Origin of the sequence: Limimaricola pyoseonensis, assembly GCF_900102015.1 — a bacterium.
Taxonomy (GTDB): domain Bacteria; phylum Pseudomonadota; class Alphaproteobacteria; order Rhodobacterales; family Rhodobacteraceae; genus Limimaricola; species Limimaricola pyoseonensis.
In genome coordinates, this window is record NZ_FNAT01000003.1 from 448,726 (window position 1) to 464,323 (window position 15,598).

Consider the following 15,598-nt stretch of genomic DNA (forward strand, 5'->3'; position numbering starts at 1 on the left):
GGGCAGAGGCGCGCCTGAGCAAAAGATAAGGGCCGCTTCCTTGCGGAAGCGGCCCTTGATGCGTTCGGTCCGGCGTCCCGGCCCGTCCGGCTTCAGCCCTGGCGGGCCTTGAAGCGGCGCTGGGTCTTGTTGATGACGTAGACGCGGCCCTTGCGGCGCACGACGCGGCAATCGCGATGGCGCTGCTTGAGCGAACGAAGCGAGTTGGCGACCTTCATGACGCTCTCTCTCCTTGTCGCGGCGCGGCGATTGCGCCGTGGTTGCAAGTTTCGGCCCCCGCAAAGGGGGGCCGGCGAAATCCGTGGTGGGCGGTACAAGGTTCGAACTTGTGACCCCTACGATGTCAACGTAGTGCTCTACCGCTGAGCTAACCGCCCTAACCGCCTTGCCGTCTTGGCCCGTTCGGGCCCGTCCAGCAGCGGGTGTGCGGTCCTATACGGGGAACGGACGGGGGGTTCAAGGGGTTTCGGCGAACGAAGTTTTGCAGCTATCGTTCTGCCTGTCGCCGCCGAGGAATGCCCGCATGGACGCCTTCCAGCTGATCCGTCCCGCCACCCGCACCACGAGCGTGGTCTTCGCCTCTCCGCATAGCGGCCGCGACTATCCCGACAGCCTGCTGGCCCGCGCGATTCTCGACGCCCGGCAGATCCGCTCCTCCGAGGATGCCTATGTCGACCGGCTGTTCGCGGCGGTGCCCGATTCGGGCGCGCCGCTGCTGCTGGCCCGGCATCCGCGGGCCTGGGTCGACCTCAACCGCGCCGCCGACGAGTTCGACCCGGCGCTGATCGAGGGGATCCCGTCGCGCAGCCACAACCCGCGCGTGGCCAGCGGGCTGGGGGTGATCCCGCGCGTCGTGGCCGGTGGCCGGCCGATCTACCGCGGCAAGATCGCGCTGTCGGAGGCGCAGCGCCGCATCGCCGAGAGCTGGCGGCCCTACCACGCCGCGCTGAGCGGGCTGCTGAGCGAGAGCCTCGAGGGATTCGGCGAGGCGATCCTGATCGACTGCCACTCGATGCCGCACGAGGCGATCGAGCTGGTCGGCGGCCGGGGCGGGCCGCGCCCGCATGTGGTGCTGGGCGACCGCTTCGGTGCCGCGGCCGCGCCCGAGATCGTCGCGCGGATCGAGCAGGCCTTCGTCGCCGCCGGGCTGCGGGTGGCGCGCAACACCCCCTTCGCGGGGGCCTACATCGCGCAGAGCTACGGCCGGCCGTCGCGCCGCCAGCACGCGGTGCAGGTCGAGATCGACCGCTCGCTCTACATGGACGAGGCGCGGGTCGTGCCGCATTCCGGCTTCGAGGCGTTCCGCGACCGGCTCGCCGCCGTGATCGCCGATCTGGCCGAGATCGGCCGGCCGGCGCTGCGGCCGCTCGCCGCGGAATAGTATCGCCCGCACCGGAACCCGCACCGATTGCGCCGGGTTGCTGCCCCGAGGCCAGCCCCGGAGGTTTGCACGTGCCCCTCATCCCAGCGGAGCTGCAGCCGGCCGTCGCGCTCGCTCTGCTCGCGCTCCTGTTCGCCGCCTTCGTGATCGAACGCTACCCGCCCGACGTCACCGCCGCCGGGGCGGCGGCGCTGTTCGTGGGGCTGGGGCTCGTGCCCTACGACGCGGTGCTCGGCGTGTTCTCCAACCCCGCCCCGATCACCATCGCCGCGATGTTCGTGATCTCGGGCGCGCTGGTGCGCACCGGCCTGCTCGACGCGCTGGCGGCGCTGGTGATCGCGCGGGCCGAATCGCGGCCCGTGCTCGCCGTCATGGTGTTTCTCGGCGCCACGGTGCTGGCCTCGGGCATCGTCAACAACACCCCGGTCGTGCTGATCCTGATCCCGGTGATCATCCGGCTCGCCCGCAGCCTCGGCATCGCCGAGACCCGGCTGCTGATCCCGCTGTCCTACGCCGCCGTGCTGGGCGGCACGCTGACGCTGATCGGCAGTTCGACCAACCTGCTGGTGGCGGGCGTGGCGACCGGGCTGGGCCTGCCGCCCTTCGGCATCTTCGAGATCGCCGGGGTCGGGGCGGCCGCGGCGCTGGCCGGGGTCGCGACGCTGGCGGTGCTGGGGCCCTGGCTGCTGCCCGACCGGCGCGCCCGCGGCGACGCGGCCGAGGACGAGACGGTCTTTCTCACGCAGCTGCAGGTGCTCGAGGGCTATGCCGGGATCGGCAAGCCGCTTTCCGAGGTCGCCGACCTGACCCGGCCCGGCATCCGCGTCACCGCCCGGCGCGAAGGCGCGCGGCTCAGGCGGTCGGATCTGGGCGCGCATGTGCTCTCGGCGGGGGACGTGCTGGTGGCGCAGGCCACCACCTCGGAGATCCTGACCCTGCGCGACCTGCCGGGGCTGGTGGTCGGGCTGCGGCGCGGCACCGCGCGCAACGGCGAGGACGAGCTTCTGGTCGCCGAGGCGATGGTCACCCCCACCCATGGCAGCGCGCGTGACACCGTCTCGCACCTCTCCGTGGGCTACCGCTACGGGCTGAGGGTGCTCGGCGCCTTCCGCCACGGCCACGTGCCGGGCCCCGATCTGGGCACGGCCCGGCTGCGGCCGGCGGACAAGCTCCTGCTCGAGGGCACGGCGGAGGGGTTCGACCGGCTGTCGCAGGGCGGCGAGCTGGTCTCGGTCAGCCGCGCCTCGGGGCGCGCCTACCGCCGCCGCCGCGCGCCGCTGGCGCTTCTGGCGCTGCTCACGGTGGTGACGCTCGCCGCCTTCGACGTCGCGCCGATCGAGATCCTCGCGCTGATCGCCGTGGCCGCGATCCTGTGGTGCCGCTGCATCGACGGCGACGAGGCCTGGGGCTCGATCGATGCCGGCATCCTGGTGCTGATCTTCTCGATGCTGATCGTGGGGCGGGGGCTGCAGGAGACCGGCACCGTCGGCCTGATCGTCGAGACCGCCGCGCCCTGGCTCGAGGGGCTGCCGCCGATCGCGCTTCTGGCGGCGTTCTACGCGCTGACCTCGGTGCTGACCGAGACGGTGACCAACAACGCCGTGGCGGTGGTGGTGACGCCGATCGCGGTGGCGCTGGGGCAGGAGGCCGGGGTCGATCCGCGCGCCTTGGTGGTGGCGGTGATGATGGGCGCGAGCGCGAGCTTCGCCACGCCGGTGGGCTACCAGACCAACACGCTGGTCTACGGCGCGGGCGACTACCGCTTCACCGATTTCCTGCGGATCGGCGTGCCGATGAACCTGATCGTCGGCGTGGCGGCGGTACTGACGATCCCGCTCTTCTTTCCGCTGGCGCCGTGACCGGTGCAAACGTGATTTGGGCGGCGCCGCCGAATCCGCGATGATCTGCGCATGGCCCGTTTGCTGTTGCTCCTGTTTGCCTGTCTCGCCATGCCCGTCGCGGCCCAGCAGCCGCCGGTCCCGGCCGCGTTGCCGGTGTCGGCTTCCGTCGCCGCCCCGCCGGTCCGGCCGGCCGACCCGGGCCGCCGCTGCACCGCCGGCGGCGAGTATTGCATCGCGCTCGACAGCTACATCCCCGATGTCTGCCGGACGATCGAGGCGCTGTCGCGCGAACATGCGCTCGATCCGGGCTTCTTCTCGCGGCTGATCTGGCGCGAGAGCCTGTTCGACGCGGGCGCGGTCAGCCCGGCGGGGGCGCTGGGCATCGCGCAGTTCATGCCCGGCACGGCCAAGCTGCGCGGCCTGGGCGACCCGTTCAACCCGGCCGAGGCGCTTTCGGCCTCTGCGGCCTACCTCGCGGAACTGGCCGCGCGCTTCGGCAATATCGGCCTCGCCGCGGTGGCCTACAACGCCGGCGAGGCGCGGGCCGAGAAGTTTTTGTCGGGCCATGACTGGCTGCCCGGGGAGACGGTGCATTACGTGCAGGCGATCACCGGCGTACCGGCGCTCGTCTGGCGCGACGCGCCGCCCGAGACGCTCGATCTCGCGCTCGACGCGGCGCTGCCGTTCCGCGCCGCCTGCGAGGCGCGGGCGCGCGACCGGGCGATCCGCGAGTTCCGGGTGCAGGCGCCGGTGCTGCCCTGGGGGGTGGTGCTGGCCTCGGCGCCGGGTCGCGCGGCGGTGGAGCGGCGGCTGGCGCAGCTGCGCGGCCGGCTCGGTGCCGCGATCTCGGGCGAGCAGGTGGCCTTCACCCGCTCGCGCTTTCCCGGCCAGCCGGCGGCGCGCCACGTCGCACAGATCGGTCGCGAGAGCCGCGCCGAGGCCACCGCGCTCTGCGCGCGGCTGCGCAGCGCCGGCGGCACCTGCATGGTGCTGAAGAACTAGCGCAGCGCCCGGCCCTTGAGGATCGCCGCCTCGCCGAACTTCGCGCGGATCGCGTCGGCCGCGCGCTCGGCGCGCTCGCGCGCCGCGGCGCCGGGGTCAAGTAGGTCGGCCTCGGAAGGCGCGCTGGCGGAGGCGGACAGCTCGCTCAGCCCGACGCCCAGGAGCCGGTAGGCCGCCGCGTCGCCGCGCGCGTCGAACAGCCCGCGCGCGGTGCGGTAGATCGTGTCGGCGATCTGCGTCGGCGCGCGCAGGCTGACGCGCCGCGACAGCAGCGTGTGATCGGCGCGCTTGAGCTTCAGCACCACCACCCGGCCGACGAGATCCTTGGCCTTGGCGCGCGACGAGACCTTCTCGGCCAGACGCCAGATATGGCCGTCGAGGATGTCCGGGTCGCGGGTGTCGCTGTCGAAGGTGGTCTCGTTAGAGATGCTCTTCACAGGGTCGTGCGGCGTCACGCGGCGGCGGTCCTCGCCGCGCGCGAGGTGCCACAGCCGGTCGCCCATGCCGCCGAAGCGCTTCACGAGGTCCTTCAGCTCCCAGCGCAGGATGTCGTCGAAGGTGCGGATGCCGACCGCGTCGAGCTGCGCCTGCGCGGCCGGTCCCACGCCCCAGATCAGGCTCACCGGCTTGGGGCGCAGAAGCTCCACCGTCTCGGCGCGGCCGATCACGGAAAAGCCGCGCGGCTTGTCGAAATCGCTCGCCATCTTGGCGAGGAACTTGTTGTGCGACAGGCCGATCGAGCCGGTCAGACCCAGCTCGTCCTGCATCCGCTTGGTCAGCCGCGCCAGCATCACCGCGGGCGGCGCACCGTGCAGCCGCTCGGTGCCGGTCAGGTCCATGAAGGCCTCGTCGAGCGAGAGCGGCTCGATCGCCGGGGTCATCTCCTCCATCATCGCCCGGATCGCGCGGGAGGCCTCGGAATAGGCTTCGAATCGCGGCTTTACCACCACCGCCTCGGGGCAGAGCTTCAGCGCCTGGAACATCGGCATGGCCGAGCGCACGCCGCGGATGCGCGCGAGGTAGCAGGCGGTCGAGACGACGCCGCGCCTGCCGCCGCCGACGATCACCGGCTTGTCGGCCAGTTCCGGGTTGTCGCGCTTCTCGACGTTGGCGAAGAAGGCGTCGCAATCCATGTGGGCGATGGAGAGCGTGAAGAGTTCGGGATGCGAGGTGACGCGCGGGGATCGGCAGGCGGGACAGCGTGTTCCCGCCTCGAAGGCATGCAGGCAGGCGCGGCAGAGGGACGGCATGGCGACAGGTTACAGCCCCCGCCGGGGCGGGGAAAGCTTCGACGGCGCCAAGGCGGCGCTGTTCCTCGGGTCACGCCTGCTGGTGATCCGGCGCGACGACCGGCCGGGCATTTCCTTTCCCGGCGCGCTGGATTTCCCGGGCGGCGGCCGCGAGGGGGCGGAGACGCCGGACGAGACGCTGGCGCGCGAGATGCGCGAGGAGGTCGGGCTGGAGATGGCCCGCGCCGAGATGCTGTGGCGGCGGCCCTTCGACAGCGCCACGGGGCCGGGCAAGGTCTGGTTCTTCGTGCTCCGCATGGGGTCGGAGGCCGAATCGGCGATCCGCTTCGGCGACGAGGGGCAGGGCTGGTCGCTGATGGCCCCCGAGGCCTTTCTCGCCGCGCCCGACGCGGTGCCAGCGCTGCAGGCGCGGCTCAGGCTCTGGCAGGCGCTCTAGCGGAAGCGCGCCAGCAGGTCGCGCGCCGCGCCCAGAAGCAGCGCCGCGTCGATGCCCACGGCGGTGAAGCCGGTGCCGCGCTCGATGCAGGCCTGCGCGAAGGCGGGGTCGAGCGACAGGATGCCCGAGGGCACGCCCATGGCCTTCAGCCGGTCGATCCCGCCCATGATCGCGTCCACCACCTCCGGGTGGTCGAGCCGGCCCGGATGGCCGAGGCTGGCCGATAGGTCCGCCGGGCCGAAGAACACGCCGTCCACGCCCTCGACGCTCGCGATCTCCTCGAGCCGGTCGAGCGCGGCCTTGGTCTCGACCTGCACCAGCACGCAGGTCTCCTCGTGGGCGCGGGCCGTGTAGTCGCCGATGCGGCCGTAGCGCGTGGCGCGGTGCAGCCCGGCCACGCCGCGCAGGCCGACGGGCGGGTAGCGGCAGGCGGCGACGGCGGCGCGCGCCTCCTCGGCCGATTGTACGTAGGGGATCAGCAGCGTCTGCGCGCCGAAATCCAGCAGCCGCTTGATGATCACCGGGTCGTTCCAGGCCGGGCGCACCACGGCCGCGGTCGCGGGCTCGGCCGCCATGGCCTGCAGCGCCGGCAGCACGTCGGCGACGTCGGTGGGCGCGTGCTCGGTGTCGATCAGCACCCAGTCGAAGCCCAGCCCTGACAGCGCCTCGGGCACCACCGGCCCGCCGATCATGTTCCACAGCCCGATCTGCTGGCGGCCCTCGCGCAGCGCGGCCTTGAAGCGGTTCTTCGGGTTCTCCACGGCGTCCTCCCGGTCTGCGCACCGATCCGCCGGCTGCGGCGGCCCTCTCCCTCGGGCGAGGATCGGCGTCTTTCCGGGCGGTTGCAACGCCTGCTGCGGACATGGCACGCGTTTCGCGAAGCTCATGACGATCATGTGCGGGTTTCTCTGGCCATGCGCCGATCGATGCCGTATGTTTCCGATAGGAAACGGCCCCGCCGGGAGAGCGCGGGACGGTCCGCCGCCGAAGGAGCAGTCGCGCGCCCCGCGATCTCTCAGGCAAAAGGACCGGCTGGGCCGCATGATATCCGGAGAGAGGCCGAAAGGCCCGCCGAAGGGGAAAGCCGTGACGCCCGCGAGGGGCGGGGCGGCGAAGCTCTCAGGCAAAAGGACGGAAGGGGCGCGCTGGAGCAGGCCAGATGCCGCATTACGCCGTCCTCGGCGCCGGGATCACCGGCGTCACCACCGCCTATTCGTTGCTCAAGCGCGGCCATGACGTCACCATCTACGACCGGCAGCGCTATGCCGGCATGGAGACGAGCTTCGCCAATGGCGGCCAGCTTTCGGCCTCGAACGCCGAGGTCTGGAACCGCTGGGCCACCGTGCTCAAGGGCACGAAGTGGCTCCTGAAGCCCGACGCGCCGCTGTCGGTGAACCCCAAGCCCAGCTGGCACAAGTTGAGCTGGATGGCCGAGTTCCTCGGGCAGATCCGCAACTACGAGGCCAACACCGTCGCCACGACGAAGATGGCGATCGCCGCGCGCGCGGGTCTGAAGGAGATGGCCGAGACGGCGGGGATCGATTTCGACTTCTCGCCCGCCTCGATCGTGCATTTCTACCAGACCGAGAAGGACTTCGCCGACGGCCGCCGCGTCAACAAGCTGCTGGCGCAGGGCGGGCTGCGCCGCGACGAGATCTCGCCCGACGAGGTGCGGCGTCTGGTGCCGCAGCTCACCGGCCCGCTGACCGGCGGCTTCGTCACCGAGAGCGACTCGACCGGCGACATCCACAAGTTCACCTACGGCATGGCCGAATGGCTGGCCGAGCAGGGCGTGCGCTTCCGCATGGGCCAGGAGATCACCGACGTGGCGGCGAAGGATGGCGGCGTCACCGTGACCACCGACGAGGCGCGCCGCTTCGACGGCGTGGTGGTCTGCGCCGGCGTCGGCTCGCGCGACATCGCCGCGAAGCTGGGCGACCGGGTCAACATCTACCCGGTCAAGGGCTACTCGATCACCGTGAACCTGCGCGACGCGCAGAGCCGCGCCGCCGCGCCCTACGTCTCGCTTCTGGACGACAAGGCCAAGATCGTCACCTCGCGGCTGGGCGAGGACCGGTTCCGCGTCGCCGGCACGGCCGAGTTCAACGGCTTCAACCGCGACATCCGCGCCGACCGGGTCAAGCCGCTGGTGCAGTGGGTGGAGCGGCTGTTCCCGGGCGTCTCGACCGAGCATTGCGTGCCTTGGGCCGGGCTGCGGCCGATGATGCCGAACATGATGCCGAAGGTGGGCCCCGGCCGCGCGCCGGGCGTGTTCTACAACACCGGCCACGGCCATCTGGGCTGGACCCTCTCGGCCGCGACCGCCGAGGCGCTGGGCGAGGCGGTGGGCGAGGGCCCCGCGCCGCGCAGCCTGAGCGCCGCCGTGCCGCTCGCCGCGGCCTGAGCCTCAGGCCCCCGAACGAGAAAAGGGCCCGCCGGATGGCGGGCCCTTTTTCTGTGCCGGGGATCGGCCCGGCCGATCCTAGAGATGCGACCAGAGCGACGCGCCGGTGTCGGACATGCGCATGGCGTGGCGGGTCAGCGAGGCGCGCACATGGCCGGCATCCATGTCGACCGGCCCGGCCACCTGGCAGGGGTAGCGGTAGGTGGTGCCGTCGCGGTCGACATCGACCCGGGCCTCGAAGGCGCCGATCTGCGCGTTGTAACGAACTTCGCCGAGTTTGATGTTGGCCATCGCCCGGGTCTCCTCTGCTCGATTTCCGGTTCGTCAACCGGAAAACGGCGAATTCGGTTCCCTGTGGCGGCGAAGACTCGGGGATTCATTTGTCGTGAAAAATGAATCCCCTAGGGGTTGGGGGTGCGGCCTAGGCGGAGGCCATATCCTGAATGATCGAGCGGGCGGCCGCGCGGGGGTTTTCCGCCTGCCAGACGGGGCGGCCGACCACCACGTGGTCGGCGCCGGCGCGCACCGCCTCGCCCGGGGTCATCACCCGCTTCTGGTCGCCGAGCGCCGCGCCCTCGGGGCGCACGCCGGGCGTCACGATCAGCCGGCCCGCCGCCTCGGGCAGGGCGCGGATCGCGGCGGCCTCCTGCGGGCTGGCGATCACCCCGTCGGCCCCGGCCTCGAGCGCGCGCGCGGCGCGCTCGACCACCAGGTCGGCGACGTCGCCCGCCCGGATCAGCCCCTCGTCGAGATCGGCACGGTCGAGCGAGGTGAGGATGGTGACGGCGAGGATCTTGGTCTGGCGCCCCGCGGCGCCCTCGCGGGCGGCGCGCACCACGTGCGGGTCGCCATGCACGGTCAGGAAGTCGAGGTCGAACTGCGCCAGCCCGCGCACCGCCGCCTCGACCGTCGCGCCGATGTCGAACAGCTTCATGTCGAGAAAGATGCGCTTGCCGCGCTCGTCCTTCAGCTCGCGCGCCAGCGCCAGCCCGCCGCCGGTCAGCATGCCGAGGCCGATCTTGTAGAACGAGACCGTGTCGCCGAGCCGGTCGGCGAGCTGCAGCCCCGAGATCGCGTCGGGGCGGTCGATGGCGACGATCAGGCGGTCGTCGGCGCGGGGCGTGTCGGTCATGGCGGCTCTCCGGGGCTTCGGGTGGGGTCGCGGCGCTTGTGCGCGCGGGGGGCGCGCCGGTCAAGCCGCGCGGCGGGGCGTCGCGGGAACGGGGGGGCGGGGCCGGCGTTGGCCCCCCGAACGCAGGCGGGCGAGCCCCGCCGCAGCAAGGAGACGGCCATGGCTGACCAATCCCGCGGCAAGGGCCGCGCCATCATATTCGCAATGATCCCGATCGGCTTCGTCATCATCGTGCTGGTGATGGTGCTGGGCGGCTTCTTCCGCGCCGAGGAGGCGCGCGAGGAGCCGGTCGAGCAGGTGCCGCTCGAAGAGCCGGAAACCCCGGCCGAGAGCGGCCCGACCGGCGATGCCGAGCCCGACGAGGTGCAGCTCGACGACCCGCTGACCGACGACGCCGAGCCGCAGACGCCGGATGTCGAGGTGCGCCCGAGCGTCGCCGACACCGACTGACGCGCGGCCCGGCAGGGCCCGTCGGCCGCCGGGACACGCCCGGCGGCCGTTTCGCGCATGTGACACTTGCGCCACGATTTTCCGCTTCCCATCTTCCTTGTGAAGGCCCGGGCCGGGCGCGCCGCCAGAGCGGGCGCCGCATCACGGGCGCTTTGACAAGGAGAGACAGATGAACCTCGAGAAGTTCACCGAACGCTCGCGCGGCTTCATTCAGGCCGCGCAGACCATCGCCATGCGCGAGAGCCACCAGAGGCTCACCCCAGAACATCTGCTGAAGGCGCTGCTCGACGACGAGCAGGGGCTGGCCGCGAGCCTGATCCAGAGCGCGGGCGGCGACGCGACCCGCGTGCGCGAGGCGGTCGAGGCCGCCGTGGCCCGGCAGCCCAAGGTCTCGGGCGAGGGCGCGCAGGCCTATCTCGACCCGGCCACCGGCCGCGTGCTCGACGAGGCCGAGAAGGTCGCGAAGAAGGCGGGCGACAGCTTCGTGCCGGCCGAGCGCATCCTGATGGCGCTGGCCATGGTCAAGTCGAAGGCGCGCGAGGCGCTCGAGGCGGGCAAGGTCAGCGCGCAGTCGCTCAATGCCGCGATCGAGGCGCTGCGCAAGGGCCGCACCGCCGACAGCGCCAATGCCGAGGACGGCTACGACGCGTTGAAGAAATACGCCCGCGACCTCACCGAGGCCGCCGAGCAGGGCAAGATCGACCCGATCATCGGCCGCGACGAGGAGATCCGCCGCGCCATGCAGGTGCTGAGCCGCCGCACCAAGAACAACCCGGTGCTGATCGGCGAGCCGGGCACCGGCAAGACCGCGATCGCCGAAGGCCTCGCGCTGCGCATCGTCTCGGGCGACGTGCCCGAAAGCTTGCGCAACAAGCGGCTGATGGCGCTCGATATGGGCGCGCTCATCGCCGGCGCGAAGTATCGCGGCGAGTTCGAGGAGCGGCTGAAGGCGGTGCTGAAGGAGATCGAGGCCGCCGCGGGCGAGATCATCCTCTTCATCGACGAGATGCACACGCTGGTCGGCGCGGGCAAGGCCGACGGCGCGATGGATGCCGCCAACCTGATCAAGCCGGCGCTGGCGCGCGGCGAGCTGCACTGCGTCGGCGCGACCACGCTCGACGAGTACCGCAAGTATGTCGAGAAGGACGCGGCGCTGGCGCGGCGCTTCCAGCCCCTGATGGTCGAGGAGCCGACCGAGGAGGACACGATCTCGATCCTGCGCGGCATCAAGGAGAAGTACGAGCTGCACCACGGCGTGCGGATCTCGGACTCGGCGCTGGTCGCCGCGGCCCAGCTCTCGCACCGCTACATCACCGACCGCTTCCTGCCCGACAAGGCGATCGACCTCATGGACGAGGCGGCGTCGCGGTTGCGCATGGAGGTGGACAGCAAGCCCGAGGAGCTCGACGCGCTCGACCGGCAGATCCTGCAGATGCAGATCGAGGCCGAGGCGCTGCGCCGCGAGGATGACGAGGCCTCCAAGGAGCGTCTGGCGAAGATCGAGGAGGAGCTGTCGGCGCTGACCGAGAAGTCGCGCGCGATGACCGCCAAGTGGCAGGCCGAGCGCGACAAGCTCGAGGGCGCGCGCACGCTCAAGGAGCGGCTCGACCGCGCCCGCGCCGATCTCGAGATCGCCAAGCGCGAGGGCAACCTCGCCAAAGCTGGCGAGCTCTCCTACGGCGTCATCCCGCAGCTCGAGCGCGACCTGAAGGCGGCCGAGGAATCCGACGACCCGCTGATGGTCGAGGAGGCGGTGCGCCCCGAGCAGATCGCCGAGGTGGTGGAGCGCTGGACCGGCATCCCGACCTCGAAGATGCTCGAGGGCGAGCGCGAGAAGCTCTTGCGCATGGAAGACGAGCTGGGCCGCCGGGTGATCGGCCAGCGGCAGGCGGTGCGGGCCGTGTCGAACGCGGTGCGCCGGGCGCGCGCGGGGCTGAACGACGAGAACCGGCCCTTGGGCTCGTTCCTGTTCCTCGGGCCGACCGGCGTCGGCAAGACGGAGCTGACCAAGGCCGTGGCCGAGTATCTCTTCGACGACGATCAGGCGATGGTGCGCATCGACATGTCGGAGTTCATGGAGAAGCACGCGGTCGCGCGGCTGATCGGCGCGCCGCCGGGCTATGTCGGCTATGACGAGGGTGGCGTGCTGACCGAGGCGGTGCGGCGCCGGCCCTACCAGGTGGTGCTGTTCGACGAGGTCGAGAAGGCGCATCCGGACGTGTTCAACGTGCTCTTGCAGGTGCTCGACGACGGCGTTCTGACCGACGGGCAGGGCCGCCGGGTCGACTTCAAGCAGACGCTGATCGTGCTGACCTCGAATCTCGGCGCGCAGGCGCTGAGCCAGCTGCCCGACGGCGCCGACGCCGCCACCGCCAAGCGCGACGTGATGGACGCGGTCCGGGCGCATTTCCGGCCCGAGTTCCTGAACCGGCTCGACGAGACGATCATCTTCGACCGTCTCGGCCGCGAGGACATGTCGGGCATCGTCGAGATCCAGCTCGCGCGGCTGGAGAAGCGGCTGGCGAACCGCAACGTCACGCTGGCGCTGGACGAGGCCGCCAAGAAATGGCTGGCCGAGGAGGGCTACGACCCGGTCTTCGGGGCGCGGCCGCTCAAGCGGGTGATCCAGCGGGCGCTGCAGGACCAGCTGGCCGAGATGATCCTCGCCGGCGACATCCGCGACGGGCAGGAGGTGCAGGTCAGCGCCGGCAGCGACGGGCTGATCGTCGGCGACAGGGTCTCCGGCTCGAGCCGGCCCAAGCCCGAGGGCGCCGTGCTGCACTGAGGCGGCGCGATCCGCGCATGAAAAAGGCCCCGGCGGATCTCTCCGCCGGGGCCTTCTGCCGTCTGGCCGCGGGTTACATCGGCGGCATCAGCACGCTGTCGATCACGTGGATCACGCCGTTCGAGGCTTCGATGTCGGCCGTCGTCACGGTGGCGTCGCCGATCATCACGCTGTCGCCGACCGATACCTCGGCCTCGGCGCCGTTCACGGTGGCGACCATCTGGCCGTCCGACAGGTCCGACGACATCACCGCGCCCTCGACCACGTGGTAGGTCAGGATCTGGGTCAGCTGGTCGGTGTCGGCCAGCAGCTCCTCGAGCGTGCCCTCGGGCAGGGCGGCGAAGGCCTCGTCGGTCGGCGCGAAGACGGTCAGCGGGCCCTCGCCCGCCAGAGTCTCCACCAGGCCCGCGGCCTCGGCGGCCTGCAGCAGCGTCGAGAAGTTGCCCGCCTCCTGGGCGGTGGCGACGATGTCTTTCATCTCCGAGTGGCTGCCGGCGAAGGCCGGAGCGGCAAGAGCGGCGGCGGCGGTCATCGAAAGAAGAGTGGTGCGAAGCATTGGTAATCTCCCTTGGTCGTGGCCGTGGATCGGCCATGCGGAGGCCGGTCCCGGCATCCGATGCGCAAACGCCGGTCCGCTGTTCCGGTTCGCCTGAAATTTTCCGCCTATGATGCGTCTTGTCGCATGGTCGCGGGGCCTGGCGCGCTAAGCTCGGGGCGGCGTGCGGGTCAAGTCACGGGATGTTCAACGAAACGGTCGAAAATCCGCGCGTTCCAACGTCATCGTGACGCCGGGAAACATGTTCGCATCCTAGAACGTGCCTAGGTGAACGAACGAGCATGACGAGGAGATCCCAGAATGGCGCAGCGCTGGACCAACACCCTGACCCGAGCCGACGTGACGCCGCGCGCGCTGTGGCTGAACCGCCGGCAGATCATGGCGGGCGCGGGGGCGCTGGGCCTGTCCGGCATGGCGGGGCACGCCGCCGCGCAGCAGGCGCTCGAGCCCAACAGCTTCGAGGAGATCACCACCTACAACAACTTCTACGAATTCGGCACCGGCAAGGACGACCCGGCCGAGAATGCCGGCGCGATGGAGACCGCGGACTGGACGGTGACGATCGACGGTCTCGTCGACAACCCCGGCAGCTATCCCCTGTCGGAGCTGATCGGCGGGCTGACCGAGGAGGAGCGGATCTACCGCCTGCGCTGCGTCGAGGCCTGGTCGATGGTGGTGCCCTGGGTCGGGATCGAGCTGAAGGACGTGCTCGACCGCCTGGGCGTGCAGCCCGGCGCCCGCTACGTCGCCTTCGAGACGGCGGTCATCCCCGAGGTGATGCCAGGCGTGCGGCGCGGCGTTCTCGACTTCCCCTATGTCGAGGGGCTGCGGCTCGACGAGGCTATGCACCCGCTGACCATCCTGGCCACCGGCCTCTACGACCGGCCGCTGCCCAACCAGAACGGCGCGCCGATCCGGCTGGTGGTGCCGTGGAAATACGGCTTCAAGTCGATCAAGTCGCTGGTCCGCATCTCGCTGGTCGAGGAGGAGCCGCGCACCACCTGGAACGTGCTCGCCCCGTCGGAATACGGCTTCTACGCCAACGTGAACCCGAACGTGGACCACCCGCGCTGGAGCCAGGCCACCGAGCGCCGGATCGGCGGCGGGCTGTTCTCCTCGCGCCAGGACACGCTGATGTACAACGGCTATGACGAGGTCGCGGCGCTCTATGACGGCATGGATCTCGAGGCGCAGTTCTGATGGCCCGGCCGCTCACGCCCGCGCAAAGGATCAACGGCGTGCTGCGCCGCGTGCCGGCCTGGCCGCTCTATCTGCTCGGCGCGGCCTGGGCGGCCTTCCTGTTCTGGCAGGGGCTGACCGGCCGGCTCGGGGTCGAGCCGATCAACGCGCTCGAGCGCGAATACGGCGACACCGCGCTGAAGCTGATCGTCGCCGGTCTCGCGGTGACGCCGCTTTTGCGCTTCACCCGGGTCAGCCTGATCAAGTTCCGCCGCGCGATCGGCCTGCTCGCCTTCTTCTTCGTGCTGGCGCATTTCTCCGTCTGGGCGCTGCTCGACGTCCAGAGCCTCGAGCGGGTCTGGGCCGACATCCTGAAGCGGCCCTACGTGACGGTGGGCATGCTGGCCTTTCTCGGGCTGATCCCGCTGGCGCTGACCTCGAACGACCTCTCGGTGCGCCGGCTGGGGCGGAAATGGCGGAGCCTGCACAAGCTGGTCTACCCGGTCGCCGTGCTGGGGGCCGTGCACTACCTCTGGCTGGCCAAGGGCTTCCAGATCGAGCCGCTGGTCTATCTCGGGCTGATCCTCGGGCTCCTGGCCACCCGGATTCGCTGGCGCGGCCTGCGGATCGGGCGCCGCGCCGAGGCCTGAATCGCCCGATTCCGGCCGTTTCGGCCCGCATCGGCGGGCCGGCCGCCGGGCGGCCCGCCATCGAGCCCGGAAAAGCTTGCCTGAAGTTGCGCGGAGGCGTATAACGGCGCGGCCCGATCGGTCCATCCGGCGCGGCGCGGCGCAAGATCGTTGCGAGTGTCGGGGTGTCGCGGGGAGTTCGAATTTTTCTCTTGCGGGGGTCGGTGGGTATCCGTAGAAGGCCCCTCACCGGCGGCGCTGAGGTGCTGCTGGGCTTCGGAAGATGAGGCAGGGCGGGGCGCCGCGAGTTAGGGCGCCTGGTTTTGATGTTCTTCCGTTGGCTCTTTGACATCGCGAGTATCTGAAGAGATATGCGGGCGGTCACGGGTTCATTTCGATGGATCAACGTCTGTGTATCGCGTCTCTAGGCTTCGGCCGATGATGAGATGTCAGCTTCACCGTCTTGGACGGCTTTCGGTTCTCTTATGAGATCTGAAGCACAAGACGGATGACTGTCCCGGTCCTAGCCGGCCGGGACGATGTGCAGAGGTTC

At 70.9% G+C, this 15,598-nt stretch carries 15 protein-coding genes, 1 tRNA gene and 2 riboswitches; of the genes, 9 read left to right on the forward strand and 7 right to left on the reverse strand.

The genetic code is table 11. From position 1 onward, the window contains the following. Positions 1 to 92 precede the first annotated feature (92 nt). Positions 93 to 218 carry a type B 50S ribosomal protein L36 gene (gene ykgO, locus BLT43_RS09725; protein ID WP_008884645.1) on the reverse strand — a complete coding sequence of 42 codons (126 nt, stop codon included), beginning with the start codon at positions 216 to 218 and terminating at the stop codon, positions 93 to 95. Positions 219 to 302: 84 nt separating this feature from the next. Then, positions 303 to 377, reverse strand: a tRNA-Val gene (locus BLT43_RS09730). A gap of 146 nt (positions 378 to 523) precedes the next feature. Between BLT43_RS09730 and BLT43_RS09735 the strand changes: the two genes are divergently transcribed. From BLT43_RS09735 to BLT43_RS09745, 3 genes are all read left to right on the forward strand, one after another. Further along, positions 524 to 1,381 carry an N-formylglutamate amidohydrolase gene (locus BLT43_RS09735; RefSeq protein ID WP_090112320.1) on the forward strand — a complete coding sequence of 286 codons (858 nt, stop codon included), beginning with the start codon at positions 524 to 526 and terminating at the stop codon, positions 1,379 to 1,381. A 71-nt stretch (positions 1,382 to 1,452) separates the two neighbouring features. After that, a complete protein-coding gene (locus BLT43_RS09740) occupies positions 1,453 to 3,240 on the forward strand; it encodes an SLC13 family permease (RefSeq protein ID WP_090112322.1) in 1,788 nt (595 codons plus the stop codon). 51 nt (positions 3,241 to 3,291) lie between these two features. Next, positions 3,292 to 4,224 carry a lytic transglycosylase domain-containing protein gene (locus BLT43_RS09745; RefSeq protein WP_090112324.1) on the forward strand — a complete coding sequence of 311 codons (933 nt, stop codon included), beginning with the start codon at positions 3,292 to 3,294 and terminating at the stop codon, positions 4,222 to 4,224. Here the strand turns inward: BLT43_RS09745 and BLT43_RS09750 are convergent. Beyond that, positions 4,221 to 5,474: a DNA polymerase IV gene (locus tag BLT43_RS09750; RefSeq protein ID WP_090112326.1), complete on the reverse strand. Its 1,254-nt coding sequence runs from the start codon at positions 5,472 to 5,474 to the stop codon at positions 4,221 to 4,223. The genes BLT43_RS09745 and BLT43_RS09750 overlap by 4 nt on opposite strands. On the opposite strand from BLT43_RS09750, the gene BLT43_RS09755 reads away from it, so the two are divergent. Beyond that, on the forward strand, positions 5,473 to 5,910 hold the full coding sequence (locus tag BLT43_RS09755) for an NUDIX domain-containing protein (RefSeq protein ID WP_090112328.1): 438 nt from the start codon (positions 5,473 to 5,475) through the stop codon (positions 5,908 to 5,910). The two genes, BLT43_RS09750 and BLT43_RS09755, sit on opposite strands and share 2 nt — an antisense overlap. On the opposite strand, the gene BLT43_RS09760 is transcribed toward BLT43_RS09755, so the two are convergent. Beyond that, complete coding sequence (locus BLT43_RS09760; protein WP_090112329.1) at positions 5,907 to 6,671, reverse strand: aldolase/citrate lyase family protein; 765 nt, start codon at positions 6,669 to 6,671, stop codon at positions 5,907 to 5,909. The genes BLT43_RS09755 and BLT43_RS09760 overlap by 4 nt on opposite strands. A 188-nt stretch (positions 6,672 to 6,859) precedes the next feature. Beyond that, positions 6,860 to 6,947, forward strand: a riboswitch (glycine riboswitch). A 1-nt stretch (position 6,948) separates the two neighbouring features. Further along, a riboswitch (glycine riboswitch) is annotated at positions 6,949 to 7,055 on the forward strand. Between the two features lie 14 nt (positions 7,056 to 7,069). On the opposite strand from BLT43_RS09760, the gene BLT43_RS09765 reads away from it, so the two are divergent. Further along, positions 7,070 to 8,314: a D-amino acid dehydrogenase gene (locus BLT43_RS09765; RefSeq protein WP_090112330.1), complete on the forward strand. Its 1,245-nt coding sequence runs from the start codon at positions 7,070 to 7,072 to the stop codon at positions 8,312 to 8,314. Between the two features lie 78 nt (positions 8,315 to 8,392). Here the strand turns inward: BLT43_RS09765 and BLT43_RS09770 are convergent, their stop codons facing one another. Next, on the reverse strand, positions 8,393 to 8,605 hold the full coding sequence (locus BLT43_RS09770; protein WP_090112331.1) for an orotidine 5'-phosphate decarboxylase: 213 nt from the start codon (positions 8,603 to 8,605) through the stop codon (positions 8,393 to 8,395). A gap of 130 nt (positions 8,606 to 8,735) precedes the next feature. After that, the gene (gene pyrF / locus BLT43_RS09775) at positions 8,736 to 9,446 is read right to left on the reverse strand and encodes an orotidine-5'-phosphate decarboxylase (RefSeq protein ID WP_090112332.1); all 711 of its coding nucleotides are present in this window, start codon (positions 9,444 to 9,446) and stop codon (positions 8,736 to 8,738) included. A 159-nt stretch (positions 9,447 to 9,605) separates the two neighbouring features. Here pyrF and BLT43_RS09780 point away from each other — a divergent pair, with 159 nt between their 5' ends. Then, entirely contained in the window at positions 9,606 to 9,896 is a 291-nt protein-coding gene (locus BLT43_RS09780) for a hypothetical protein (protein WP_090112333.1), read from the forward strand. 169 nt (positions 9,897 to 10,065) lie between these two features. After that, complete coding sequence (gene clpB, locus BLT43_RS09785) at positions 10,066 to 12,681, forward strand: ATP-dependent chaperone ClpB (protein ID WP_090112334.1); 2,616 nt, start codon at positions 10,066 to 10,068, stop codon at positions 12,679 to 12,681. Between the two features lie 73 nt (positions 12,682 to 12,754). On the opposite strand, the gene BLT43_RS09790 is transcribed toward clpB, so the two are convergent. Beyond that, positions 12,755 to 13,237 carry a fasciclin domain-containing protein gene (locus tag BLT43_RS09790; protein WP_090112335.1) on the reverse strand — a complete coding sequence of 161 codons (483 nt, stop codon included), beginning with the start codon at positions 13,235 to 13,237 and terminating at the stop codon, positions 12,755 to 12,757. Between the two features lie 300 nt (positions 13,238 to 13,537). Here BLT43_RS09790 and msrP point away from each other — a divergent pair, with 300 nt between their 5' ends. Continuing rightward, the gene (gene msrP, locus BLT43_RS09795) at positions 13,538 to 14,437 is read left to right on the forward strand and encodes a protein-methionine-sulfoxide reductase catalytic subunit MsrP (protein WP_090112336.1); all 900 of its coding nucleotides are present in this window, start codon (positions 13,538 to 13,540) and stop codon (positions 14,435 to 14,437) included. Next, a complete protein-coding gene (msrQ, locus tag BLT43_RS09800) occupies positions 14,437 to 15,066 on the forward strand; it encodes a protein-methionine-sulfoxide reductase heme-binding subunit MsrQ (RefSeq protein ID WP_090112337.1) in 630 nt (209 codons plus the stop codon). The genes msrP and msrQ overlap by 1 nt, the downstream gene beginning before the upstream one ends. The last annotated feature ends 532 nt before the right edge of the window (positions 15,067 to 15,598 follow it).

Excerpts from the sequence above, each read along its gene's own strand:
- ykgO (WP_008884645.1), bottom strand. The coding sequence starts at position 218 with ATGAAGGTCGCCAACTCGCTTCGTTCGCTCAAGCAGCGCCATCGCGAT.
- BLT43_RS09735 (WP_090112320.1), top strand. The coding sequence starts at position 524 with ATGGACGCCTTCCAGCTGATCCGTCCCGCCACCCGCACCACGAGCGTG.
- BLT43_RS09745 (WP_090112324.1), top strand. The coding sequence starts at position 3,292 with ATGGCCCGTTTGCTGTTGCTCCTGTTTGCCTGTCTCGCCATGCCCGTC.
- BLT43_RS09755 (WP_090112328.1), top strand. The coding sequence starts at position 5,473 with ATGGCGACAGGTTACAGCCCCCGCCGGGGCGGGGAAAGCTTCGACGGC.
- BLT43_RS09750 (WP_090112326.1), bottom strand. The coding sequence starts at position 5,474 with ATGCCGTCCCTCTGCCGCGCCTGCCTGCATGCCTTCGAGGCGGGAACA.
- BLT43_RS09765 (WP_090112330.1), top strand. The coding sequence starts at position 7,070 with ATGCCGCATTACGCCGTCCTCGGCGCCGGGATCACCGGCGTCACCACC.
- BLT43_RS09770 (WP_090112331.1), bottom strand. The coding sequence starts at position 8,605 with ATGGCCAACATCAAACTCGGCGAAGTTCGTTACAACGCGCAGATCGGC.
- pyrF (WP_090112332.1), bottom strand. The coding sequence starts at position 9,446 with ATGACCGACACGCCCCGCGCCGACGACCGCCTGATCGTCGCCATCGAC.
- BLT43_RS09780 (WP_090112333.1), top strand. The coding sequence starts at position 9,606 with ATGGCTGACCAATCCCGCGGCAAGGGCCGCGCCATCATATTCGCAATG.
- clpB (WP_090112334.1), top strand. The coding sequence starts at position 10,066 with ATGAACCTCGAGAAGTTCACCGAACGCTCGCGCGGCTTCATTCAGGCC.
- BLT43_RS09790 (WP_090112335.1), bottom strand. The coding sequence starts at position 13,237 with ATGCTTCGCACCACTCTTCTTTCGATGACCGCCGCCGCCGCTCTTGCC.
- msrP (WP_090112336.1), top strand. The coding sequence starts at position 13,538 with ATGGCGCAGCGCTGGACCAACACCCTGACCCGAGCCGACGTGACGCCG.
- msrQ (WP_090112337.1), top strand. The coding sequence starts at position 14,437 with ATGGCCCGGCCGCTCACGCCCGCGCAAAGGATCAACGGCGTGCTGCGC.